Here is a 22,097-nt window from a genome sequence, read left to right as displayed (position 1 = left end):
CGTGCTCATGGGAGGAACATTGTGGCAGGCGGTATTTCCATTCACGCGGTCGATGTGGCGAGCGGGCGCCCGGCGCAGGGGCTGCGCGTCGAGATCTGGCGGATCGATCCGGATTCCCAGCGCATCGCCGACGGGCGGCTCGGCGCCAACGGGGTGCTCGATCATGCCATCGCGCAAGGCGCAGGTGTGACGGAAGGCGCGTACGAGGTGCTGTTTCATCTCGGCGAGTTCTTTGGCGAGCGCGACGGCTTCCTCACCGTGACGCCGTTCCGCTTTCGCATCAAGAACGTTGACGAGCATTTTCATCTGCCGCTGAAATTCACGCGCTGGGGCTATTCGTTGTTCCGCGGCGCCTGATCAGTTCGTCAGCCGCCGCGACAGGCCGGTGAGGCGCTCCATCACCGCGACCAGCGCGACGGTCGCGATGATCAGCACGCCCGACAGCGCCGCGATGGTGACATCCAGCTTGCCTTCGAGATCCTGCCACATCCGGATCGGCAGCATGTCGGTGGCGGCATCGCGCAGGAACAGCGAGACCGGCACGTTGTCGAAGGACGACATGAAGGCGATGAAGGCGCCGGCGATGATGCCGGGCCGGATCAGCGGCAGCACGATGCGGCGGAACGTGTAGAGCCGGCTCGCGCCGAGCACCGCCGAGCTTTCGAGCAGGGTCGGCTCGAGCTGGGCCAGCGCCGCGATCGTATTGCGCACGACGTAGGGCACGCAGACCACGGTGTGGCCGATCACCAGCGTCAGCGGCGACACCGGCAGACCGACCAGCGAGAACAGCATCAGCGCGGCGAGGCCGAAGGCGAGCGCGGGCAGCACCAGCGGCGACATGAAGAGCGAATCGAGAAGCCGCGCCGACAGTGTCCGCGAGCGCGAGATCGCGAGCGCCGCGGCGACGCCGAGGGTAACGGACAGGCCGGTTGCCCACATCGCCACGATCAGGCTGTTCTTGGCGGCGAAGTGCAGTTGCCAAGCATTCCACAGCTCGACGTACCAGCGCAGCGAATAGCCCGGCGGCGGGAAGCGCAGCGAGAAGCCGCTGGTGAAGGAGACGATCAGCACCACGAGCGAGGGGGCGATGATGATGAGAAGCGCGATCACCGCGATCACGGTCATGACGAACTCGAAGCTGATCGCCTCGAGGGTGCGCTTGCGGCCGCTCATCATGCGCCTCCATAGCCGCGCGACATTCGGCCGAGCGTGGTGAAGACCGAGACGACCGCGAGCACGGCGAGCAGGAAGATGATCGAGATCGCGGCCGCGAACGGCCAGTTCTGCAGCGTCGAAGCCTGCTGGTAGAGATACATCGGCATGAACAGCATCTGCCCGCCGCCGATCAGCGACTGGGTGATGAAGGCGGTGATCGCGGCGGCATAGGTCAGCGTGCAGCCGGCGATGACGCCGGGCAGCGACAGCGGCAGCACGATGCGGAAGAAGGTGCGCCAGCTGCCGGCGCCGAGCGAGCAGGAGGCATCGTCGAGATTGGGGTCGATGCGGCCGAGCGCAGTGATCAGCGGCAGCGTCATCAAGGGCATCTGCACCTGTGCCAGCGCGATCACCACGCCGAACTGGGTGTAGAGCAATTTGAGCGGGGTATCGATCAGGCCAAGCGATTGCAGCGTCGCGTTGATGATGCCCTGGCGACCTAGGATGACGATCCAGGCGAAGGTCCGGACCACGACGCTGGTCAGAAGCGGCAGCAGCACGATCAGGATGATGATGGTCTGAAGCTTTGGCCCGACCCGCTGATACAGCCAGGCGATGGGAAAGCCGAGCACGAGGCAGACCGCCGTCACCTCGGCGCCCAGCAGCAGCGTCGAGCCGAGCACGCCGAGGCTGAAGGGATCGGTGAGGAAGTGCAGGTACTGGCCGAGCCCCCAATGGAGCCCGGCCGTGTCGTTGTGCAGCGAGAGCCAGAACAATTGCAGCAGCGGCGCGACGAAGAAGAGCAGGAAGAACAGCGCCAGCGGCGCTGCCAATCCCATTCCGTAGGACGTCACGTCCCGTGCTGCCGGCGCTGCGCCCATGACCTGAACCTCGAGGTTTTAGATCTTGATCTCGCGGTTGAAGCGCTCGATCCAGGCCGAGCGCTGCTCGTTGATCTTCTTCCAGTCCTGGAACACGAACTTCTTCTTCAGTTCAGTGGTGTCCTTGGCCAGCACGCGTGCGATCTCGCCGCCCATCGCCACCTTGGAATTGGTCGGCACGATCAGGTAGGGCGGGTTCATCAGCGTGGTCTGCACCTCCGGCGTCAGCGCCGCCTCGATCAGCTTGAAGGCGAGCTCGCGGTTCGGCGAGTTCTTGACGATGTGGATCGTGGTCTTGAAGGCGATGGCGCCTTCCTTCGGTGCCACGAACTCGACCGGTACGCCGCGCGCTTTCAGGATCTGGATGGCGTTGAAATTGCCGGGCGAGATGTCGATCTGGCCCTGCTGGAACAGGGTCGCGAGCGCGCCGGGATTGGCGGCGACCGCAGCGAGGTTGGGCTTGAGCTCCTCCAGCGCCTTGAAGCCCGGATCGACATTGGCCTCCGAGCCGCCGCGCATCTTGGCGATCTCGACCAGCCAGCCCGTGCCGAGCGTCGAGTTGAGGTTGGTGATGCCGACGCGGCCCTTGAACTCCGGCTTCCACAGATCGGCCCACGAGGTTGGCGGCGTCTTGACCGCTTCCGGATTGTAGGTGAGGCCGACGACCTGGAAGAACGGGGCGGGGCCCATCGGCTCCTGCGCCTCGGCGATCAGGTCCTTGTAATAGGCGCTCTTCTCAACCGGATAGGCCTCGACCAGATCCTGGCCGACGGCGACGAGGGCGGGACCGGGATCGTGCAGCATGACGTCGATCGGGGGATTTGCTTTCGCCGCGTTGACCTTGGCGATCTGGTCGACCGAGAGCATGGGATCGAGCACCATCGCGGCGTCCGCATTGGCTTTGCGGAACGCCGGCACCAGCACGGCCTTGTGCGCTTCCTCCCAGCTGCCGGTGAAGGTCGCAAACACCAGCGGGCGGGCCTGGGCGTAGCTCAGGCCTGGAAACGCCTTCATGGCCCCGAGCGTGAGCGCCGTGGTCAGCAGGCTTCTGCGGTTCATGATCATATCAAACTCCCCTTTGGACAAAGACTAGATCTAAAGCGTTGCGGGAAAGGCGTTGGCGAGCGACGGGGCGAGCGGTGCGAGGCGCACCGCAGCGCCGTTCTCCAGGGCGCGCGTCTCGCCGATGCGCGCCTGAGAAACCTTGACGCCGGAGCCGTCGGCGGTGGTGACCTCGTGCACGACGGTGGCGCCCAGCGGCAGCGACATGCCGACGACGCCGGCAAAGCCGGTCTCGTCGCCGACGAATTGCAGATGCTCGGGGCGGATGCAGACGGTGACGCGGCCGCCCTCGCTGAGCGCACCGCCTGCGGGACGCGCGATGATCTCCGCGCCGGCATCGAGGCGCACCTTCGCCGCGGTGCGGTCCGCCGAGACCACGACACCGGGCATGCGATTGGTGGAGCCGACGAAGGTGTTGACGAACAGCGTCTGAGGGCGGTCGTAGACGTCCGACGGCGAGCCGAACTGCTCGAGCTTGCCGTGGCTCAGCACGGCGACGCGATCGGCCATCGACAGCGCTTCTTCCTGGTCGTGCGTCACGATCAGCGTGGTGATGCCGGACACGCGCTGCAGCCGCTTGACCTCGATCTGCATGTCCAGCCGCAAATTCTTGTCGAGCGCGGCGAAGGGCTCGTCGAGCAGCAGGATCGACGGCTTGATCGCGAGCGCGCGGGCGAGCGCGACGCGCTGCTGCTGTCCGCCGGAGAGCTGCCGCGGCAGCCGCTCGGCCATGGCCGGCAGCTGCACCAGCTCGAGCAGGCGCTGTGCCTCGCGCTGGCGCGTCGCCTTGTCGATGCCGCGGGCGGCGAGGCCATAGGCGACGTTCTCGCTGACCGACAGGTGCGGGAACAGCGCGTAGTTCTGGAACACGATTCCGACGGCGCGCTTGTTCGGCGGCAACGCATCGACGATGTCGTCGCCGATGATGATCCTCCCTTGCGTCTGCGCGATGAAGCCCGCGATGATGCGCAGCAGCGTTGTCTTGCCGCAGCCGGACGGGCCGAGCAGGGCGATGATCTCGCCGCCTTTGATGTCGAGATTGATGTTCTCGACCGCAAGCGCGCCACTCGGATACCGGTGGGTGACCGCATCGACGACAAGCGATCGGCCGCTTGGCGCATCAACCATGGTGTTGCCTCCCGTTGCCCCAGAGGAGAAAGCAAATCTCGTGCCCGCGCCTGTCGCTTTTCGGCGAGCGTTTTGGCATGGTGACCCGATGACATCGGATCGATCGATATGCGACCTCACCGCGACAGAGCTCGCGCGCGCCATTGCGAGCGGCGAAGTGTCCTCGCGTGAGGCCGTCGAAGCGCATCTGGCGCGGATTGCGCGCCTCGATACGCAATTGGCGGCGTTCGTGACGGTCGATGCGGATGACGCCCGCCGCGCCGCGCAGACGTGCGATACGGCTGCTGCACCGATCGGTCCGCTGCACGGCGTGCCCATTGCGATCAAGGACCTCACCGACACTGCGGGACTTGCGACGACTTACGGATCGGTGCTGTTCCGCGATCACGTCCCGGCCGAGGATGATTTCGTGGTCGCACGGTTGCGGCGCGCCGGCGCGATCATTCTGGGCAAAACCAACACGCCGGAGTTCGGCTTCGGCGCGGTCTGCACCAACAGATTGTGTGGGCCGACACGCAATCCGTTCGATCCGGCGTTGACCTCCGGCGGATCGTCCGGGGGCTCTGCCGTCGCCGTCGCGGCCGGCATGGTGCCTTTGGCGCACGGCACCGATTTCGGCGGTTCGGTGCGCACGCCCGCCAGCTTCTGCGGCGTCGCCTCGATCCGGCCGACACCCGGCCGCATCCCGTCGCCGCGCCGGCCGCTCGGCTGGGACATGCTGGCGACCCACGGCTTCCTCGCCCGCAATGTCGATGATCTCGAACTCGCGTTGTCGGTCTGCGCCGGAAGCGATGCGAATGATCCGCTCTCGCTCGGCAGTGCCGATGATGACCGCCCCATCGCCGGCCATCCTCGGATTGCCGTCACGCCCGATTTCAATGTGGCGCCCATTGCGCGCGAGGCTCGTGCGCGTTTCGCTGCGGCGTGCGAGGTGTTCGCACGGGTTGCCGATGTCGTGCCGTCCTCGCCCGATTGCGGCGGGGCGATCGAAGCCTTCCGCACGCTCCGCGCCGCGCACGTCGCGAGCAGCTATGGCGAGCTGCTGCGGACGCGGCGTGCGGAGCTCACGCCGACGGTGATCTGGAATATTGATGCCGGCGCAGACCTGTCCGCGCAGGACTACCTCGACGCCGAGCGGCGCCGCACGGCGATCTACCGCAGCTTTCGCGAGCTGTTCACTCACGCCGATTTCCTGGTCGCGCCGGCCGCGTCCGTCTTGCCCTGGCCGAATGAGATCGCCGACGTCACGGCCATCGACGGGGCCGCGCTGGAGACGCCGATCGACTATCTCGCCGTGACCTTCATCGTGTCGCTGGTCGGCTTCCCGGTGCTGACCCTCCCGGTGCTGCGTGGTGAGAATGAGCTGCCCTTCGGCATCCAGATCATTGCGCCGCCCGGGTGCGAATCCCGCTTGTTTGCCTTCGGCCGCGTGCTCGAGAACGAACTGGGGTTTTCGCATCGCCGGCCGCTTCTCTGATCAGCTGTCGCGATGCTCGAGCCGGGCGGCGAGCGCATCGGCAAGGCCGATGGTCGGCTTGGCGGCTGGGCGGCGGAACGTACTCGCCGTCGCCTTGCGCAGGCGCAGCGCATGCAGCGCCTCGGCTTGCTTCACCGAGGCGACCACCTGGTCGACCACAGGGACCGGGATCCGGTCGGCCACGCGCTCGGCGAGGCCGGAGAGCGGGGCGCCGGCAAAGATCAGCACATCGGCCTCGTCCTCGACGATGGCGCGCAGGGCGAGCTCGACCAGCACGTCCTCCTTCTCGGTGCCGACCTCGGAGATCGCCTGAAACGGTGAATCAAGCATGCGGATGCCGGCGCAGCGCTCCCACAGGCCATGGGCGCGGACGCATTCCTCGTACCAGGGCCCCAGCGCCTGGGCGAAGGTGACGATGGCAAAGCGGCGTCCGGCCATGCAGGCCGTCAGCATCGCCGCTTCCGCCATGCCGACCACGGGAATGTCGAAGGTCTCGCGCGCGGCGAACAGGCCGGGATCGCCGAAAGCCGCGATGATCGCGGCGTCCACCTTCGTGTGCTGCTCGGCCAGCATTTCCAGCGCAATGGCGCCGCCGATCTGCGCCTCGGTGCGCGTGGCGATATAGGGTACGCCGCGGGTCGCGGTGCACGGGATCAGCTCGGTGCCCGCCGAGGCGGCGCGCTGCCCGACCCCCAGCATCAGCTGCGTGATCTCGGTGCTGGTGTTCGGGTTGAGCAGGAGCAGCTTCATGGTCATGCCGCTGGCCGCTTGGCCTGAGAGGCGGCGAGGACTTCCAGCAGCGCCGTGCCGGTGCGCGCGACATGCGCGCCGAGCAGGCGGCCGGCCGCTTCGCCGTCGCGCGCTTCGAGGGCGGCGAGGATATCGGCGTGCTCGTCGACCGAATTGCTCCAGCGCCTGTCGGCGCCGAGCGCGAGATAACGCGCACGTTCGGCGCGCGAGATCAGCGTCTCGTGCGCCTCCCGCAGCGGCGTATTGCGCGCCATGCGGACGATGGCGTTGTGGATCTCGCCGTTGAGGGCGAAATAATCGTCGAGCTTGCCGCTGCGGTGATGGCCCTCCATCCGGGTCTGCAGCGTGCGCAGGCGGGCGAGATCGCGCTCGGTGGCGCGCTCCGCCGCAAGCTCGGCGGCGAGCCGCTCGATGCCGGCGAGGGCCTCGAACAATTCCGAGATGCCGTCGACCGCGATATCGGCAATGCGCGGGCTGCGGTGGGGACGGAGCTCGATCAGGCCTTCCGCCGCCAGCACCTTCATCGCCTCGCGCAAGGGAGTGCGCGACACGCCGAGCTCCTTCGAGAGCTTGGTCTCCTGGGTCTGCGAGCCCGGCGGCAGCTCGCCGCGAATGATCATCGTCCGCATCCGCGCAGCGGCGCGCTCATGCAAGCCCATCCGCTTGAGCTTGGGCGACTTTCGTCCCTTTGGCGCTTCCGATCTTGCCTGCACGCGTGCCTCACTTCTCGGGTTGATACTAGCCATTTCCGCCCCGTCTGCTTGCCCAAAATACCGACGCAGACCGCTGAAAACAATGGCATATCGCGCAAATTGTATGCAGCATGCAAAAACCGGATTGCGCCGCAGCGAGGGCCGGCGGATGATCGTTGCCGACGCGCGGAATGACGCGCCTTCGAAACGGAGTAAACGATGCGGACGAGTTTGCGACTGGGCCTCGTGGTGATGGCGGCAGTGTTTGGCGGAAGCGATCTCGCCTCCGCGCAAGCCACGAAGATCAAGCTCGGTTACGCCAAGTGCGCGCACTGCCTGCCGATGTCGCTCATCCCCGGCCTGGCAAAGGGCGTCGAGGTCGAGGCCACCGGCTTCAACTCGGGCAACGACGTGCTCACCGCGCTGGTGTCGAAGAGCATCGACGTCGCGCAGGTCACCTATCTCCATTACATCACCGCGCTCGATAAAGGTTTCGACGTCGTCGCCGTATCCGGCCAGATCAATGGCGGTTCGGAATGCCTCTCCTCCGCGAAGCTGAGCCTTCCGCCTGAGGACTGGGCCACGTTCAAGGCGACCGTTGCGAAGGCGAAGAGCGACGGTCAGCCGCTCAAGGTCGCGGCGTCCCGCGGCAATGCACAGGACATCCACATGCGCGGCGCGTTCCTCAAGCAGGGCGTCGATCCCAACAAGGACATCCAGTTCATCAACATTCCCAATCCGTCCGACCATCTCGCGGCGCTTCAACGCGGCGAGGTCGACATGATCTGCTCGGTCGAGCCGTTCGCCTCGCAGATCCGCCTCGCCGGCGCCGGCAAGCATTTCGTGCTGCCGTACGAGCAGGCTGCCGGAAACCTCACGAATCTGATCGTGACTCGTTCCGACGTGATCGCGAGCCAGCGCGCCGGCGTCCAGGGCATCGTCAGCGCCGTGGTCGAGCTCGACAACAAGCTGATCGCCGACAAGGCGCCGTGGATCGAGGTCATCAACAAGCTCACCGGTCTCGACAAGAACGTAGCGACCGAGGCGCTGAAGAATGCCTCGCCGGATCCTGCGATCCATCGCTCGCAGACGCTGGCGATCGCCGCGATGATGCGCGACCTCAAATACATCTCGAAAGACGTCTCCACCGAAGCGGCGAAGAACATGGACTATTCGTTCCTGGAGCAGGCCACCGGAAAAACCAAGAATGACCTCGGTTACTGACGTCTCGCCTGCAAGGCCGGCATTGCGGCTGACGCGGGCGTTCCATGGACTCGAGCGCCTCATCGTCCCTGCGCTGCTGGTCGCCGGATGGGAGGCCTTTGCCCGCAGCGGCATGCTGCCGCCGGCGCTGCTGCCCGCGCCGAGCGCGGTGCTGCATGCGCTCGGCGACTGGGTGTTCGGTTTCGACGAGACCACGCAGACCTATTCCGGACACTGGCTGCGCGATGCGCTTGCCAGCGCGCTTCGCGTGTTCGGCGGCTTTGCGCTCGCGAGCCTGCTCGGCATCCTCGCGGGGGTCGCGATCGGCTGGTCGCGCCTGTTCGAGAAGACGCTGGAGCCGACGTTGCAGGTGTTGCGTCCGATCCCGCCGGTGTCCTGGATCCCGCTCGCGATCATCTGGTTCGGCATCGCCGACAAGCCGGCGATCTTCCTGGTTTTTCTCGGCGCCTTCTTTCCCGTGCTGATGAACAGCATCCATGGCGTGAAGACCGTGGACCACAATCTGGTGCGCGCCGGCGCGATGATGGGTGCCAATGGCCGGCAGATGCTGACCGACATCGTGCTGCCAGCGGCGCTGCCCTCGATCTTCGCAGGTCTACGTATCGCGGTCGGTTCGGCCTGGATGCTGACCGTCACGGCCGAGATGGTCGCGGTGAAGAGCGGCCTCGGCTACGTGCTCTGGGATTCCTATTACTTCCTGCGCTACGACATTGTGCTCGCGGCGATGATCTCGATCGGGCTGCTCGGCTATCTCTCCGACCTCGGCCTGAAGGCGATCATGGCGCGCACGCTGCGCTGGCAGCAGACCACTACCGTGCAGGGCAGGGCGGGCTGATGGCGGCAATCGAGCTTCGCAACATCGTCAAGGTGTTCTCCGACAAGCGGCGCGGCCGCGACCTCCTGACGCTGGACAACATCAACCTCGACATCGAGGCCAACGACTTCGTTTGCCTGCTCGGCCCGTCCGGCTGCGGCAAGTCGACCTTGCTCAACATCATCGCCGGCTTCGAGCAGGCGACGTCCGGCCGCACGCTGGTCGACGGCAGGCAGGTGGAGCGGCCGGGCTCGGACCGCGGCGTGGTGTTCCAGCAGCCGACCTTGATGCCGTGGCTGACCGCGATCGACAACATCGCCTTCCACCTCAAGCTCAAGGGGATCGCCAAGGCCGAACGCCACGACAGGGCGATGGAGTTCATCGATCTCGTCGGCCTGCGCGGCTTCGAGCACCATCATCCCTCCGAAATGTCGGGCGGCATGAATCAGCGGGTCGGCATCGCCCGCGCGCTGCTGATGAACCCGAGCGTGATCCTGATGGACGAGCCGTTCGCGGCGCTGGACGCCCAGACCAAGCTCGAAATGCAGGAGGAGCTTGTCGCGATCTGGCAGAAGCGCCGCTGCACCATCGTGTTCGTCACCCACAGCGTCGACGAGGCGCTGGTGCTCGGCAACAAGATCGTGGTGATGACCAGGCGGCCCGGCCGGATCCGCGAAGCCGTCAATTTCGACCTGCCGCGCCCGCGCGACATCACCGGCCCCGAATTCAACGACGCCAAGCGCCACATCCTGGCCTTGATCCGGGAGGAGTCGACGCGGCTTGCGCAGGCATCGTAGGGTATGGGCATGCGCAAGCGTCTCGGCATGATCACGCCGTCCTCCAACTCGGTGCTCGAGCCCGTCACCGGCGCCATGCTGGCCGGTGTCTCCGGCACCACCGCGCATTTCTCGCGCTTCCGCGTCACCGAGATCGCGCTCGATGCCGCAGCGTTGAGCCAGTTCGATGCCTCCGCGATGCTTCCGGCCGCGGATCTGTTGGCCGATGCCAAGGTCGACGCGATCGCCTGGAACGGAACGTCCGCAAGCTGGCTCGGGATCGGCCGCGACCGCAGCCTGTGCGAGGGGATCACGGCCCGCACAAATGTGCCGGCGACGACATCGACGCTGGCCTGCATCGATGCCGCCCGCGCGCTGGGCGCGAGGCGCATCGGCCTGGTTTCGCCCTATACCAACGACGTGCAGCGGCGCATCGCCGACGTCTGGGCCGAGGAGGGGATCATCCCGCACGCCGAGCGGCATCTCGGCTTGCGCGACAACTTTTCCTTCGGCGAGGTCGCGCCTGCGACGATCGCGGATATGATCCGTGCCGTAGCGGCGGAGGGGGCTGACGCGATCGTTATCCTCTGCACCAATCTCGATGGTGCGACGCTTGCCGCCACGCTGGAGCGGGAGCTGGACATCGCCGTGCTTGATTCGGTCGCGGTCACATTGTGGCGGACCCTCGGACTCGCCGGCGGCGATGTGACGGCTCTCGCGCAATGGGGGCGGATCTTCCGGACCATGCCAGACATCAAGTGACGGAGACATCAGTGACGCAGCTCGACCTCGCCATCCGCGGCGGCACCATCGTGACGGCCAGCGACGAGTTTCGCGCCGATATCGGGATTCGCGACGGCCGCATCGTCAGCATCGCCGATAGCATCGAGGGCGCGGCCCGCGAGATCGATGCGACGGGCCTGTTGGCGCTGCCGGGCGGCATCGACAGCCACGTCCACATCTCGCAGCCCTCGGGCCCCGACGTGGTGATGGCCGACGACTTCGCCTCGGCGACGCGCGCAGCCGCAGCCGGCGGCAACACCATGGTGCTGCCCTTTGCGCTGCAGGAGAAAGGCACCTCGCTGCGCAGCTGTGTCGAGAACTATCGCAAGCTCGCCGAAGGTGAGTGCTACATCGATACGGCCTTCCATCTCATCATCTCCGATCCCACTGCCGTGGTGCTGGGGCAGGAGCTGCCGGCGCTGGTCAAGGACGGCTACACCTCGTTCAAGGTGTTCATGACCTATGACGACCTCGTGCTCAGCGACAAGCAGCTGCTCGAAGTGTTCGACGTCGCGCGCCGCGAGGAGGCGCTGGTCATGGTCCATTGCGAGGGCTACGACGCCATCCGTTTCCTGACCAGCAAGCTGGAGCGCGAAGGTCATATCGCGCCGTACTATCACGGCACCTCGCGGCCGCAGGCGGTCGAGCGCGAGGCGACGCACCGGGCCATAAGCCATGCCGAGGTGATCGGCGTTCCCATCATGATCGTGCACGTCTCCGGACGCGAGGCGATGGAGCAGGTACGCTGGGCGCAGCAGCGCGGTCTGCCCGTTCATGCCGAGACCTGCCCGCAATACATCACGCTGACGGCCGACGACATGAAGGGCCTCAACATGGACATCACGGGCGCGAAATATGTCTGCTCGCCGCCGCCGCGCGATGTCGAGAGCCAGCAGGCGATTTGGGAAGGCATCACGTCAGGCGTGTTCCAGACTTTCTCGTCCGATCACTGCCCGTTCCGCTACGACGACCCCAAGGGCAAGCTGACGCCGAACGCCCGCACCTCGTTCCGCTGGGTGCCGAATGGTATCCCCGGCGTCGAAACGCGGCTGCCGATCCTGTTCTCCGAAGGCGTCTCGAAGGGCCGCATCACGTTGCAGAAGTTCGTCGAGCTGACGGCGACCAATCATGCGAGGATCTACGGCCTCTATCCGCGCAAGGGCTCGATCGGCGTCGGTTTCGATGCCGACATCGTCCTCTGGGACCCCGAGTTGAAGAAACCGATCCGGCAGGCCGATCTGCATCACGGCTCGGACTACACGCCCTGGGAAGGTTTCGAGGTCACGGGATGGCCGGTGACGACGATCGCCAGGGGCCAGGTGGTTTGCAGCCAGGGCCGGATCGTCGGCACCAAAGGCGCGGGCCAGGTGTTGAGCCGGGGCAAGTCGAGCCTGATCTGATCCGGCTCGACACGGTGCCACGGGGCGCCACGGCGCTTCAGAACGTCGCCGCCATTGCAGCGAGCCGTTGATGGGCCTGTTCGCGGGCGGCATCGATCGGCGCTTGCGGTCCCGTGGTCGGACCGATCAGCATGAAGCGGACATTGCTGATTCCGATGAAGCGCAGGATTTCGCGCAAGTAGGGCGTGGCCATGTCGATGCGGCCGCGGTTCATGCCGGTGGCAAAATCGCTGCCGCTGGCGATGATCACCAGCGTCGGCCGGTCCTTGAGCAGCGGCAGATATCCCTGCGATGGATCGAACCGAAAGGTGAGGCCGGGTTGGACGATGATGTCGAACCATTGCTTGAGCTTGTAGGGGAGGCCGAAGTTCCACATCGGCGTCGAGATCAGCACGCGATCGGCGAGCGAGAAGCGCAGCGCCATGCGCTCGGCCTCGGCAAAGCTGTCGCGCTGCGCATCGGTGAAGGCCTGAGCCTTCATGCGCGCATATTTTGCCTCGACGATCGGACCTGTGAATTCCGGCATCCGCTCACGCCAGATGTCCACGACATCAATGTCCCAATCGGGCCGGGCCTGGCGGAAGCCGTCGAGAAAGACGCGCGCGCCGGCTGTGGATACGGACTCGGCGCGCGGCGAGCAGGACAGATGCAGGAGCTTTGCCACAGCTCATCCCAGCGCTCTGATCACGGTGTCGGCCCTGGTCACGACCGCGACGTTCTGCATCGCGAAGTTGATCGAGGCATTGTGCCAGTCGGCATTCATGGTCGAGCAGCAATCCTCGGGCACGATCATGAAATAGCCCTTGTCGGCGCCGGTCCGCGCCGTGTGCTCGATCGACATGTTGGTCCAGGCGCCGGTATTGATGATCATGTCGCGGCCGGTCGCTTTCAAGATCGTCTCCAGCCGCGTGCCTTCCCAGGCACTCATCCGCATCTTCTCGACGACGAAATCGCCGGGCCGTGGCTCGAGGCCTGACACCGGGGCCGCGCCCCAGCTCCCGCGCACCATCGCCTTGCTGTCGACGAGACCTTCGAATAGCGGAGCGTTCAGCGTGACGCCGGGCGCGCCGGGCTCGACCACGAACCAGACATGGATGATGACGACGCCGCGCCCGCGTGCGGCTTCAGCGAGGCGCCGCACATTCTCCACGACATGCTGCTGCTTGGCGTGCCCCGGCGCGCCTGAATCGGCGAAGGCGCCGCCGTCCATGATGACGTCGTTCTGGAGGTCCTGGATGATCATGGCGCAGCGCTGCGGATCGAGCCGCATCTCGCCCTCGGCGAGAATGGGCGCCGCCGGCGCGGTGCTCGACGTTGCGCCGTAACCGGCGCGCCGGCCGCTCATATACGGCTCGTGCCGCGGACCGGCCTTGGTCGGCATCGCATACACCGAATGCGTCGCGGTCAGATAGAGCGTGCGGAAATCCGGTCCGCCCCAGGCGAGGTTGGCTACGAGCTCGGGCAGGCGGACCTTGCCGAGCAGCTCGCCGCGCGGCGAATAGACCCAGACGCCGCCGGGCGCGGTGACCCAGACATTGCCGTGCTGATCGCACTTCATGCCGTCGGGCAGACCGGGCTCGAGCTCGGATTTGATGCCGCTCGCAAAAACGCGCGCATTGGACAGCGAGCCATCGCTGTTGACGTCGAATACGCGGATCAGGGCTTGCACCGTGTCGTTGACATAAAGCAGCTTCTCGTCCGGCGAAAAGCACAGCCCGTTCGGCTGGTCGAACAAATTGCGCTCGACCGCCAGCTTCGGCTCGCCGCCCGGCACGACGCGATAGACGCCCTGGAAGCCGAGCTGGCGCGGCCGCTCGACGCCGTAGACCGGCATGCGGCCATACCAGGGATCGGAGAAATAGATCGCGCCGGATGAGTGCACGCAGACGTCGTTCGGGCTGTTGAGCTCCTGGCCGCCAAAATGAGACGCCAGCACCTCGCGCCGTCCGTCCGGGCGCTCGCGAACCAGCGACGAGGTCGCGTGCTCGCAGACGATCAGATTGAGCTCGGCGTCATAGGTCATGCCGTTGCATTTGTTCGAGGGGCGCTTGACCTCGACGACGCCGCGCCGCGCGTCCCAGCGCCTGCGCACGTCGGCCGGCATGTCCGAGAACAGCAGATAATGATCGACCGGATGCCAGATCGGCCCTTCCGTGAAATCGAAGCCGGTGCCGATCTGGGCGACCGGCGCATAGGGGTCGATCAGACTCTCGAACTCGCTTCGCAACGTCACATGCGTCATCGGTCGATCCTCGACACCTCAAGCCGGGAACCAGTTGCGCTCGGGCAGCGACTGCACGATCGGGCCGGGGACCTGATCGTGCAGACGCCCCACGACATTGCCGCCTTCGATCTTGGCGGGACGGTCGTGGACCGGTAGCAGGTAGCGCGAGCTGCTCAGCAGCTTCTTGATCGCCGCCTTTTCCGCGCGCTTGCTGGTGCCATGGTTGCCGGTGGTGCGCGGCTCCCAATCGTGGATCTCATGGAAAGGCGTGACGATCTGGTCGTTGAAGTCGTAGATCACGTCGCCGCAGATCGTGGCGATGCCGTCGGCGGTCTCGACGATGATGTTCATCGAGCCCTCGGTGTGCGCGTTGGCGGCGTCGCAATAGACGCCCGGCATCAGCTCGATCGGTCCGGTGATCTCGAGGTCCAGGAAGCGCAGCGCGCTCTTGGTGTGAAGGCGGTCGATCAGGTGCTTGATGTCGGGCGCCGGGTATTGCGGATGCATCAGGCCGGAGACGGAATATTCCAGCTCCTTGCGGTTGAGCACGACGGTCGTGTTCATGGGAAACAAATCGTCCTTGCCGGCATGGTCGATGTGCAGATGGGTGTGGCAGACGAAGCGAACGTCGCCCATGCGCACGCCGTGGCGCGCGAGCTGGTTCTCGATCATGTTCTCGTGGTACTGCAGCCCCCGCATGCCCAGCGTCTCCATGATCTGGTTGGAGCGATAGCCGGTGTCGACGACAACAGGATATTTGCCGCCGAGGATCAAAAAGCCGAGGGTGAGGACGCGGCGGGTGCGGCCGCAGTCGCGGCCGAGCACCAGAAAGCTCGATTCCAGCTCGATATCGCCGTAGTCCAGGATCTTGATCTCCAGCGCCATTCGTTTCCCTCCCGTTTCGTTCCTTGTCCGTCAAAGCCGATAGACGCGCGTCGCCGTCGTCCTGAAGATCGCATCCTGCTGCTCCGCACTGAACGTGGCGGCGGCGGCGCGAAAGGCTGCGACGAGCTCGCGATAACTGGTCCACAATTTCTCGATCGGAAAATTGGAGCCGAACAGGCAGCGCTCGGCACCGAAGATCGCGACGGTATCAGTGAGGACAGTGGCGATATGCGCGGGATCGTTGCGATGAATGAAGGTGCCGAGCCCGGACAGTTTCGAGACGACGTTCGGACAGGCCGCGAGCCGGACCATCCCGGCGCGCCAGGCCGCCCGTCCCGCCGGCGTGAGATCCTCGAGCATGCCGGCGTGCTGGAGGATGAAGGTCACGCCGGGACAGGATTCAGCCAGCTGCGCGGCATCCGCCATCTGCGGCGTGAAGACCTGCAGGTCGAAGCTCCAGCCGTAATCGGAAAGACGTGCGACGTTGCGACGGATCACGGGATCGGCGCAGAGATCCGGGCGCGCCGCGAAGCGATACAGCGGGTTCTCGTGCCAGTGCAGCTGCATGCGCACCCCGCGCAGCAGCGGATAACGCTTGAGCCGGTCGAGCTGCGGGCGGACGTCGTCGGCCGCGAAATTGGCGTAGGCGACGATGGCGTGCGGCCAGCCGTGCTCGTCGGCCGTGCGCTGCACCCAGGTTGCCTCCTCCTCGAAATGCTCGGCCGCCCAGTTGGTCTGCACATAGACGGAGCGGGTGACGCCGCTGTCCTTGAGATCGCCGAGATATTCCTGGATCGGATAATCGCGCCGGATTGGCTCGTACGGTCCGAAGATGCGGGGCTGCATGGGGCCGGTCAGCCAGGGCAGATCGGCCTGCCGCCAGATGTGATGATGGCCGTCGACAATAGAGTTCACGCAGCTCTCCTTCCCAGTGCCAGGACGTGGGCGACGATCGATGCGCTCGACCCGCCGTCCACGAGATCGTCGACGAAGCGTTCGATCGCGACCAGCGCTTCGGTCTGCGGACGGAACGCGGGGCCTGTCGCGAGCGGCGTCAGCCAGCTCAGGCGCCAGGCCCGCCGCGATAGTTTCGCGACGGCGTCGCGAAGGGCATCCGGTTCGCCGCGCTCCAGCCCGTCGGACACGATGACCACGGCAGCGCCGCGGGCGTAGCCGCCGAAGCGCGGGACCGCCAGGAAGGCTTGCAGCGCGTCGCCGATGCGGGTGCCGCCGTCCCAGTCGCTGACCAGATGGGACGCAGCGCTCAGCGCCTGCTCGCGGCGTTTCAGCCGCAGCGCGCGGGTGACACGGGTCAGCCGCGTACCGAAGGTGAAGACCTCGACATTCGGGGCGGCCTGCACAAGCGCATGCGCCAGCTTCATGTTCTCCTCGGTGCGGCTTTTCATCGAGCCGGAGACGTCGATCAGCAACAAGACCTTGCGCGGCCGTTGCCGTCGTTTCATGTGGCCGAGGCGCAGGATCTCGCCGTCGCTGCGAACGCTGTCGCGCAAGGTGCGGCGGAGATCGGCAAAGGGGCCGCGACGCGCCCGCATGCGGCGGTGCCCGCGCCGCCGCGGCAGCCGCCGCGGAGCCTCGCGGGCCAGGCGTCGGAGGGCATCGGTCGTGGAGAGCTGCGCGAAGCGGCGCTCGACCAGCGCCTCGCTGCGCGCCGCGGTCAGGCCGGACTCGTTGGCATCGTCGGCGAGCAGGGGCTCCTCGTCGCCGCGACCTTCCTCCTGCAGGCGGACGGTCTCATCGTCCTCGCCGTCTTGGGCATGCTCGATCGCCTCGCTGCCGCGGAAATGCAGGTCGAACAGCCGGTCGAAAGTGGCGCGGCGCTCGGGCGGCGGGGCGAGGGTGGCGAGCGCAGATTGCCTGATGTCGTCGAGCTTGCGCGGTCCGAGCAGCGCGATCGCGGCGAGGAAGGCGGTGGTCTGCTCCGGCGCAACGGCGAAGCCGTTGGCGCGCAGCAGCGCGACGAACGAAACAAAGGTGCGGGCAGCGCGCGGAAGCTGCGGCTCGATGCTCATGCGGTCGCCTCCGCGAGCATGGCATCGAGCCGCGGCGCGATGAAGTGCAGGTCCTCTTCGTCCTTCAGCGCGACGCCGATCGAACGTTTGAAGGCATCGGGCCAGCGCGCGCCGCCCTTGTTGAGGAGGGTCGCGGCCTCGGCCCAGTCGACGGCTTCGGCGATCCCGGGGGCCTTGCTCAGCGGCTCGCGCCGCAATCTCTCGACCGCCGCGACGACGGCGCGGGCCGTGGCTTCGGCGACGCTCGATGCGCGCATCATGATGATGCGCGCCTCCCGCTCGGCGCTGGGATAGTCGATCCAGTGATAGACGCAGCGGCGGCGCAACGCTTCGTGCAGATCGCGGGTCCGGTTAGAGGTGAGCACGACGACCGGCCGCTCGGTCGCGCGGACCGTGCCGCGCTCGGGAATCGAGATCTGGAAGTCGGAGAGGAATTCGAGCAGGAAGGCCTCGAACTCCTGGTCGGCGCGGTCGATCTCGTCGATCAGGAGCACGGTGGAATCAGGCGCGCGCAGCGCCGCCAGCATCGGCCGCTCGATCAGGAAGGTCTCGCCATAGATGTCGATGCTCTCATCGCCGGCCTGACGGATCGCCAGCATCTGGCGCGGATAGTTCCACTCATAGAGCGCGGCAGACGCGTCGATGCCCTCGTAGCATTGCAGGCGGATCAGGCGGCGGCCGAGCACGGCAGCTATTGCCTTCGCCGCCTCCGTCTTGCCGACGCCGGGCGCGCCCTCGAGCAGCAGCGGCTTGCCGAGCGCAAGGCCGAGATAGGCGGCGGTCGCAAGGCCCTCGTCGGCGAGGTAATACGCCGCGCGCAACGCCTTCTCCAGCGCCTCCGGGCTGTCGATGCCGACGATGTTGCTGCGAACCGCCACGGCCGATCCTCTAGCGCCGCGCCTGCGGCCGGGCGCCGCCTTGTGCCTTGATCGCCCGCAGCACCTTTTCCGGCGTGATCGGCAGGTCGTCGATCCGCACGCCGACGGCGTTGAAGATCGCGTTCGCCACCGCCGGCAGCACCGGGTTGGCGCACATCTCGCCAGGGCCTTTTCCCCCGAACGGACCGTCAGGCGCCGGACGCTCCAGCACGGCAATGTCATGCGGGCAGATGTCGCCGGGACCAGGCATCAGATATTCGACGAAGTCGCGGGGGCCGTGGACGGGATCGGGATAGTATGGCTCCGGCGTCTCGTAGAGCGCGTGACTGACGCCCATCCAGGCGCCGCCGACGAGCTGCTGCTCGACCAGGCGCGGGTTGAGCGCGCGGCCAAGCTCGTAGGCGGAGTCCATCCGGACCATTGCGACCTCGCCGGTCTCGTCATCGACCTCGACCTCGGCGACGAGGCAGGCATGAGCATAGCAGGTTGCCGGCGACATCTCGCCGGTCTCAGGATCAACGTCCGACAGCGGCACGAGAAAGATGCCGCGGCCGGAGATGGTCTTGCCCTGCTTGAACTGCGCGGCGATGGCGACGTCCTTGGTCGAGATCGAGCGGTGCGGCGCGCCCTTGACGTGGATGTTGCCGCGCCCGTCGGTCTCGAGATCCGCGGCGTTGACCTCGAGCTCCTCGGCTGCCGCCTCCATCATCACGCCGCGCGCCTCGCGGGCGGCGGCCATCACGGCGTTGCCGACGCGATGGGTGCCGCGGGAGGCGAACGAGCCCATGCAATGCGGGCCGGTGTCGGAATCGGCGGTGTCGACATAGACGTCCTCGACGGGAACGCCGAGCGTCTCCGCGCAAATCTGCCGCGTCACCGACTTCATGCCCTGGCCGAGATCGATCGACGACAGCGCCACGGTGAACTTGCCGCTGGGGTTGGAATGCACCAGCGCCTGGCTCGGATCGCCGCCGAGATTCATGCCGATGGGATAATTGATCGACGCCATGCCGCGTCCGCGATGCCGGGTCATCTAGCGCCTCCTGGTGCCGAACACGGATGAGAACCGGGTCGCGCCGTGCGATGGCGCGGCCGGGCGCGGCGGGGGAGATGGCGGCGCCGGCGGCGGGGGCTCGCGCGGCGGCTCCCGCGTCGCAGTCATCGGTGCGCGGTCATAGCTCGTGCGCTGCTGCGCAGGCGCGGCCGGCCGCGCCCGCGAATCCGTCGGTGTCGGCGGGATCACGGCGCGGCTGCCGCCACCGTCCTTGCGCGAGGAGGCCCGCCTGAACTCGTCGCGGATCGGCCATTTGGCTTTTTCCGCCGCAACCTGAACGCACTCGATCAGCGCGGTGTTCTTGGCCTCGCGCCGGTGCGCCTTCATGTCGCCGTCGCGATAGGCATTCAGGATCCGGAACTCCATCGGGTCCATGCCGACGAGGTTCGCCAGCTTGTCCATCTGGCATTCGATGGCGAAGTCCATGGCGGTGACGCCGAAGCCGCGCATGGCGGTCGCCGGCGTGCGGTTGGTGAAGACGCAATAGACGTCGCCATAGACGTTCGGGATGGTGTAGGGGCCCGGTAGGTGCGCGGCGCATTTCACCGCGGCATAGCTCGACAGCCGCGTATAGGCGCCGCTGTCGAAAAAAGCGCGAATCTTGCGCGCGACGATGCGGCCGTCGCGCGTCACGCCGTCCTTGATGAAAATGCGCTCGGCGCCGCGCGGCGGGCCGTATTGCATCTCCTCCTCGCGGCCGAACACGTAGCGCACGGGACGCCCCGTCAGCATGGCGCCGAGGATCGCGAGCGGCTCGGTCAAGGTATCGACCTTGCCGCCAAACCCGCCGCCGACGGTGCCGCCGATGAAGTGGAAGGTGTTGGAGGGCACGTCGAGGATCTTGGCGCAGGTGTCGACCGAGAAGAACAGCGCCTGCGTCGAGGTATAGACGACATAGCGGCCGTTGGTGTCGGGTGCGGCGATGGCGCCGTTGGTCTCGGTCGGCGCGTGCTCGATCGGCGACATCTGGTAGCGCTGCTCGAGCACGTGGTCGGCGGTCGCGAGCGCGGCATCGGCATCGCCAAAGCGCAGGCGCTGGTGATCGTAGACGTCGTGATAGATGAAGGCGTTCTTCGGATAGGTCTCGTTGACGACTGGCGCCCCGGGTTTGAGCGCATCCTCGACGTCGAACACGGTCGGCAGCGGCTCGTAGTCGATCTTGACCTTCGCGATCGCCTCGAACGCCTCGCGCTCGCTGTCGGCGACGATGGCGAGGATCGGCTCGCCCTTGTAGCGGACCTTGTCGACGGCGAGCGACGGCTCGTCGTCCTTGCCGAAGTTGATCAGGCTGAGTAGCGTGTTGAGGTTGCGTGGCACGTCCGCGCCGCGGATGATCCGGCGCACGCCGGCCGAGCGCTCGGCCTCGGTGGTATCGATCCGGCGCAGCCTTGCATGGGCCTGGGTCGAACGAACCACCTTCAGGTGCAGCATGCCCTGCAGCTGGTGGTCGTTGAAATAGCTTGACGTGCCCGTGATGTGGCCGAGCATGTCCTGCCGCTGCGTGCCCTTGCCGATTTCCTTCAAATTATCGTCGCGCTCGTCGGCGAAGATGTCCTTGCGTAGTTCCAGCATGGTCTGACCTCAGGCGCTGGCCCGGCCGCCCGCGGCGCCGAGGATGGCATTGATGATCGGCTCGTAGCCGGTGCAACGGCAGATGTTGCCGGAAATCGCCTCAACCACGTCCGCCCGGCTCGGGGCGGGATTGCGGTCGAGCAGCGCCTTTGCGGCCATCAGCATGCCCGGCGTGCAATAGCCGCACTGGGCGGCAAAGTTGTCGGCGAAGGCGCGTTGCAGCGGATGCAGGTTCGGGCCTTGCTTCATGCCGTCGAGTGTCTCGACCGAGCGGCCCGCGACGGTCTCGGCGAGCGTCAGGCAGGAGAGGTGAAGCTCGCCATCGATCAGCACGCTGCAGGTGCCGCAGCCCCCCTGGCCGCAGCCGAATTTCGGCGTCATGTCGCCGATCAATTCACGCAACGCGACGAGCAGGTTGGTGCCGCCGTCGACGAAGATCGCGACGTCGCGGCCGTTGTGACGAAATTGCAGGGGTATTTTTGTCATGGCGAGCTATTCCTGTCCCGACAGCAGGCGCCGTAAATGCACGCCGACGATTTCGCGGCGATACCAGGCGCTGCCGAGCGCGTTGTCGGATGGCGATGTTCCTTCCGTGGCCGCGGACGCCGCGGCTGCGATGGTCGCCGCATCGAGCGAGCGGCCCTCCAGCGCGCGCTCGGCGGCGCGAGCACGGATTTGCGTCGGCGCCATCGAGCCCAGCGCAATCCGTGCACCCGCGATCCGTCCGCCGCTGACCGGCAGATGCGCCGCGAGCGTGATCACCGAGCCGCCCTTCGGCTTGATCCGCGCGATCTTGCGATAGCGAAACGCCTCGCTGCTGGCCGGCCGCGTGCAGGACACCGACAGCACCAAAGTCCCGGCCTGGCGCTCTCGCCCCTGCAGAAACTCCTCGATCGGAATATCGCGCGAGCCGAAGCCGCCTTGAACCGCAATGGTGGCGTCGAGCGCCAGCAGCGCCACGGTGAAATCGCCGTAAGGGTTCGGCGCGAACAGATTGCCGCCGACCGTGCCCATGTTGCGGACGGCGGGACCGCCGATCGAGCGGGCAGGAGCATGCAGGAAGGCGAGGTCGCGCTCGGCGAGCACGCGCGCGAAGGTGACGCCGGCGCCCAGGGTAATGCGCGGACCGGACGCGTCGATCCGGGTCAGCGCCTGGTCCTGCGCTCGGACAATCGTCGAGATCGAGACGTCGCCCTCGTTCAGCGCGCGCATCACCAGCGTGCCGCCGCCGAGATAACGCGCGCTCCGGTCCGACGACAGCGCGCCAGCCGCCTCGCTCGCATTCCCAAAGGTCTTTACCGTCACGGCCATG

General features: G+C 66.6%; 23 protein-coding genes. 7 read left to right on the top strand and 16 right to left on the bottom strand.

Features of this window, described 5'->3' with window-relative positions:
• Positions 1 to 21 precede the first annotated feature (21 nt).
• Positions 22 to 357 (top strand): hydroxyisourate hydrolase, encoded by a 336-nt coding sequence (locus AC24YW_RS03675; protein ID WP_487481423.1) that lies wholly within the window; start codon positions 22 to 24, stop codon positions 355 to 357.
• Here AC24YW_RS03675 and AC24YW_RS03670 read toward each other — a convergent pair whose 3' ends face one another.
• Genes AC24YW_RS03670 through AC24YW_RS03655 form a run of 4 tightly spaced genes read right to left on the bottom strand, consistent with a single transcriptional unit; the run spans position 358 to position 4,226 of the window.
• Positions 358 to 1,173, bottom strand: a complete 816-nt coding sequence (locus AC24YW_RS03670; protein ID WP_487481422.1) for an ABC transporter permease — start codon at positions 1,171 to 1,173, stop codon at positions 358 to 360.
• Positions 1,173 to 2,036, bottom strand: coding sequence for an ABC transporter permease (locus AC24YW_RS03665; protein ID WP_487481421.1), 864 nt, complete (start codon positions 2,034 to 2,036; stop codon positions 1,173 to 1,175). Before AC24YW_RS03665 ends, AC24YW_RS03670 begins: the two co-directional genes overlap by 1 nt.
• Before the next feature lie 18 nt (positions 2,037 to 2,054).
• Positions 2,055 to 3,101: an ABC transporter substrate-binding protein gene (locus AC24YW_RS03660; protein ID WP_487481420.1), complete on the bottom strand. Its 1,047-nt coding sequence runs from the start codon at positions 3,099 to 3,101 to the stop codon at positions 2,055 to 2,057.
• Between the two features lie 30 nt (positions 3,102 to 3,131).
• Positions 3,132 to 4,226, bottom strand: coding sequence for an ABC transporter ATP-binding protein (locus tag AC24YW_RS03655; RefSeq protein ID WP_487481419.1), 1,095 nt, complete (start codon positions 4,224 to 4,226; stop codon positions 3,132 to 3,134).
• A gap of 88 nt (positions 4,227 to 4,314) precedes the next feature.
• Between AC24YW_RS03655 and AC24YW_RS03650 the strand changes: the two genes are divergently transcribed.
• On the top strand, positions 4,315 to 5,703 hold the full coding sequence (locus AC24YW_RS03650; protein WP_487481418.1) for an amidase: 1,389 nt from the start codon (positions 4,315 to 4,317) through the stop codon (positions 5,701 to 5,703).
• Here the strand turns inward: AC24YW_RS03650 and AC24YW_RS03645 are convergent, their stop codons facing one another.
• Entirely contained in the window at positions 5,704 to 6,453 is a 750-nt protein-coding gene (locus AC24YW_RS03645) for an aspartate/glutamate racemase family protein (protein ID WP_487481848.1), read from the bottom strand. It lies immediately after the preceding gene.
• Between the two features lie 2 nt (positions 6,454 to 6,455).
• Positions 6,456 to 7,199: a GntR family transcriptional regulator gene (locus AC24YW_RS03640; protein ID WP_487481417.1), complete on the bottom strand. Its 744-nt coding sequence runs from the start codon at positions 7,197 to 7,199 to the stop codon at positions 6,456 to 6,458.
• Between the two features lie 165 nt (positions 7,200 to 7,364).
• Here AC24YW_RS03640 and AC24YW_RS03635 point away from each other — a divergent pair, with 165 nt between their 5' ends.
• From AC24YW_RS03635 to hydA, 5 genes are read left to right on the top strand one after another with little or no spacing between them, the layout of a single operon-like run.
• Entirely contained in the window at positions 7,365 to 8,369 is a 1,005-nt protein-coding gene (locus AC24YW_RS03635) for an ABC transporter substrate-binding protein (RefSeq protein ID WP_487481416.1), read from the top strand.
• The gene (locus tag AC24YW_RS03630; protein WP_487481415.1) at positions 8,353 to 9,204 is read left to right on the top strand and encodes an ABC transporter permease; all 852 of its coding nucleotides are present in this window, start codon (positions 8,353 to 8,355) and stop codon (positions 9,202 to 9,204) included. Before AC24YW_RS03635 ends, AC24YW_RS03630 begins: the two co-directional genes overlap by 17 nt.
• The gene (locus AC24YW_RS03625; RefSeq protein ID WP_487481414.1) at positions 9,204 to 9,980 is read left to right on the top strand and encodes an ABC transporter ATP-binding protein; all 777 of its coding nucleotides are present in this window, start codon (positions 9,204 to 9,206) and stop codon (positions 9,978 to 9,980) included. Before AC24YW_RS03630 ends, AC24YW_RS03625 begins: the two co-directional genes overlap by 1 nt.
• A gap of 3 nt (positions 9,981 to 9,983) precedes the next feature.
• On the top strand, positions 9,984 to 10,721 hold the full coding sequence (locus tag AC24YW_RS03620; RefSeq protein ID WP_487481413.1) for a maleate cis-trans isomerase family protein: 738 nt from the start codon (positions 9,984 to 9,986) through the stop codon (positions 10,719 to 10,721).
• Positions 10,682 to 12,142 (top strand): dihydropyrimidinase, encoded by a 1,461-nt coding sequence (hydA, locus tag AC24YW_RS03615; RefSeq protein WP_487481412.1) that lies wholly within the window; start codon positions 10,682 to 10,684, stop codon positions 12,140 to 12,142. The genes AC24YW_RS03620 and hydA overlap by 40 nt, the downstream gene beginning before the upstream one ends.
• A gap of 37 nt (positions 12,143 to 12,179) precedes the next feature.
• Here hydA and AC24YW_RS03610 read toward each other — a convergent pair whose 3' ends face one another.
• From AC24YW_RS03610 to AC24YW_RS03565, 10 genes are read right to left on the bottom strand one after another with little or no spacing between them, the layout of a single operon-like run.
• Positions 12,180 to 12,806 (bottom strand): FMN-dependent NADH-azoreductase, encoded by a 627-nt coding sequence (locus tag AC24YW_RS03610; RefSeq protein WP_487481411.1) that lies wholly within the window; start codon positions 12,804 to 12,806, stop codon positions 12,180 to 12,182.
• A gap of 3 nt (positions 12,807 to 12,809) precedes the next feature.
• On the bottom strand, positions 12,810 to 14,384 hold the full coding sequence (locus AC24YW_RS03605; RefSeq protein WP_487481410.1) for an isochorismatase family protein: 1,575 nt from the start codon (positions 14,382 to 14,384) through the stop codon (positions 12,810 to 12,812).
• Between the two features lie 18 nt (positions 14,385 to 14,402).
• Positions 14,403 to 15,251 (bottom strand): MBL fold metallo-hydrolase, encoded by an 849-nt coding sequence (locus AC24YW_RS03600; RefSeq protein WP_061882122.1) that lies wholly within the window; start codon positions 15,249 to 15,251, stop codon positions 14,403 to 14,405.
• Between the two features lie 30 nt (positions 15,252 to 15,281).
• A complete protein-coding gene (locus AC24YW_RS03595) occupies positions 15,282 to 16,166 on the bottom strand; it encodes an amidohydrolase family protein (protein ID WP_487481409.1) in 885 nt (294 codons plus the stop codon).
• On the bottom strand, positions 16,163 to 17,281 hold the full coding sequence (locus AC24YW_RS03590; RefSeq protein WP_487481408.1) for a vWA domain-containing protein: 1,119 nt from the start codon (positions 17,279 to 17,281) through the stop codon (positions 16,163 to 16,165). Before AC24YW_RS03590 ends, AC24YW_RS03595 begins: the two co-directional genes overlap by 4 nt.
• Positions 17,278 to 18,159 carry an AAA family ATPase gene (locus tag AC24YW_RS03585; protein ID WP_487481407.1) on the bottom strand — a complete coding sequence of 294 codons (882 nt, stop codon included), beginning with the start codon at positions 18,157 to 18,159 and terminating at the stop codon, positions 17,278 to 17,280. The genes AC24YW_RS03590 and AC24YW_RS03585 overlap by 4 nt, the downstream gene beginning before the upstream one ends.
• 10 nt (positions 18,160 to 18,169) lie before the next feature.
• On the bottom strand, positions 18,170 to 19,192 hold the full coding sequence (locus AC24YW_RS03580; RefSeq protein ID WP_036023767.1) for a xanthine dehydrogenase family protein molybdopterin-binding subunit: 1,023 nt from the start codon (positions 19,190 to 19,192) through the stop codon (positions 18,170 to 18,172).
• Positions 19,193 to 20,785 carry a xanthine dehydrogenase family protein molybdopterin-binding subunit gene (locus AC24YW_RS03575; protein ID WP_487481406.1) on the bottom strand — a complete coding sequence of 531 codons (1,593 nt, stop codon included), beginning with the start codon at positions 20,783 to 20,785 and terminating at the stop codon, positions 19,193 to 19,195. It lies immediately after the preceding gene.
• Positions 20,786 to 20,794: 9 nt separating this feature from the next.
• Positions 20,795 to 21,271 carry a (2Fe-2S)-binding protein gene (locus AC24YW_RS03570; RefSeq protein ID WP_487481405.1) on the bottom strand — a complete coding sequence of 159 codons (477 nt, stop codon included), beginning with the start codon at positions 21,269 to 21,271 and terminating at the stop codon, positions 20,795 to 20,797.
• A 6-nt stretch (positions 21,272 to 21,277) separates the two neighbouring features.
• Positions 21,278 to 22,096, bottom strand: coding sequence for an FAD binding domain-containing protein (locus AC24YW_RS03565; RefSeq protein WP_487481404.1), 819 nt, complete (start codon positions 22,094 to 22,096; stop codon positions 21,278 to 21,280).
• Position 22,097 lies beyond the last annotated feature (1 nt).

The organism is Bradyrhizobium sp. USDA3516 (assembly GCF_057651995.1).
The sequence above is the reverse complement of the archived record's forward strand: the minus strand, read 5'-3'. Positions and strand labels throughout refer to the sequence as shown.

Coding starts and splice junctions, on each gene's coding strand:
- AC24YW_RS03645 (WP_487481848.1), bottom strand. CDS start 6,453: ATGAAGCTGCTCCTGCTCAACCCGAACACCAGCACCGAGATCACGCAG.
- AC24YW_RS03605 (WP_487481410.1), bottom strand. CDS start 14,384: ATGACGCATGTGACGTTGCGAAGCGAGTTCGAGAGTCTGATCGACCCC.
- AC24YW_RS03640 (WP_487481417.1), bottom strand. CDS start 7,199: ATGGCTAGTATCAACCCGAGAAGTGAGGCACGCGTGCAGGCAAGATCG.
- AC24YW_RS03625 (WP_487481414.1), top strand. CDS start 9,204: ATGGCGGCAATCGAGCTTCGCAACATCGTCAAGGTGTTCTCCGACAAG.
- AC24YW_RS03580 (WP_036023767.1), bottom strand. CDS start 19,192: ATGACCCGGCATCGCGGACGCGGCATGGCGTCGATCAATTATCCCATC.
- AC24YW_RS03600 (WP_061882122.1), bottom strand. CDS start 15,251: ATGGCGCTGGAGATCAAGATCCTGGACTACGGCGATATCGAGCTGGAA.
- AC24YW_RS03670 (WP_487481422.1), bottom strand. CDS start 1,173: ATGAGCGGCCGCAAGCGCACCCTCGAGGCGATCAGCTTCGAGTTCGTC.
- AC24YW_RS03655 (WP_487481419.1), bottom strand. CDS start 4,226: ATGGTTGATGCGCCAAGCGGCCGATCGCTTGTCGTCGATGCGGTCACC.
- AC24YW_RS03570 (WP_487481405.1), bottom strand. CDS start 21,271: ATGACAAAAATACCCCTGCAATTTCGTCACAACGGCCGCGACGTCGCG.
- AC24YW_RS03635 (WP_487481416.1), top strand. CDS start 7,365: ATGCGGACGAGTTTGCGACTGGGCCTCGTGGTGATGGCGGCAGTGTTT.
- AC24YW_RS03630 (WP_487481415.1), top strand. CDS start 8,353: ATGACCTCGGTTACTGACGTCTCGCCTGCAAGGCCGGCATTGCGGCTG.
- AC24YW_RS03590 (WP_487481408.1), bottom strand. CDS start 17,281: ATGAGCATCGAGCCGCAGCTTCCGCGCGCTGCCCGCACCTTTGTTTCG.
- hydA (WP_487481412.1), top strand. CDS start 10,682: ATGGGGGCGGATCTTCCGGACCATGCCAGACATCAAGTGACGGAGACA.
- AC24YW_RS03565 (WP_487481404.1), bottom strand. CDS start 22,096: ATGGCCGTGACGGTAAAGACCTTTGGGAATGCGAGCGAGGCGGCTGGC.
- AC24YW_RS03650 (WP_487481418.1), top strand. CDS start 4,315: ATGACATCGGATCGATCGATATGCGACCTCACCGCGACAGAGCTCGCG.
- AC24YW_RS03665 (WP_487481421.1), bottom strand. CDS start 2,036: ATGGGCGCAGCGCCGGCAGCACGGGACGTGACGTCCTACGGAATGGGA.
- AC24YW_RS03660 (WP_487481420.1), bottom strand. CDS start 3,101: ATGATCATGAACCGCAGAAGCCTGCTGACCACGGCGCTCACGCTCGGG.
- AC24YW_RS03575 (WP_487481406.1), bottom strand. CDS start 20,785: ATGCTGGAACTACGCAAGGACATCTTCGCCGACGAGCGCGACGATAAT.
- AC24YW_RS03620 (WP_487481413.1), top strand. CDS start 9,984: ATGGGCATGCGCAAGCGTCTCGGCATGATCACGCCGTCCTCCAACTCG.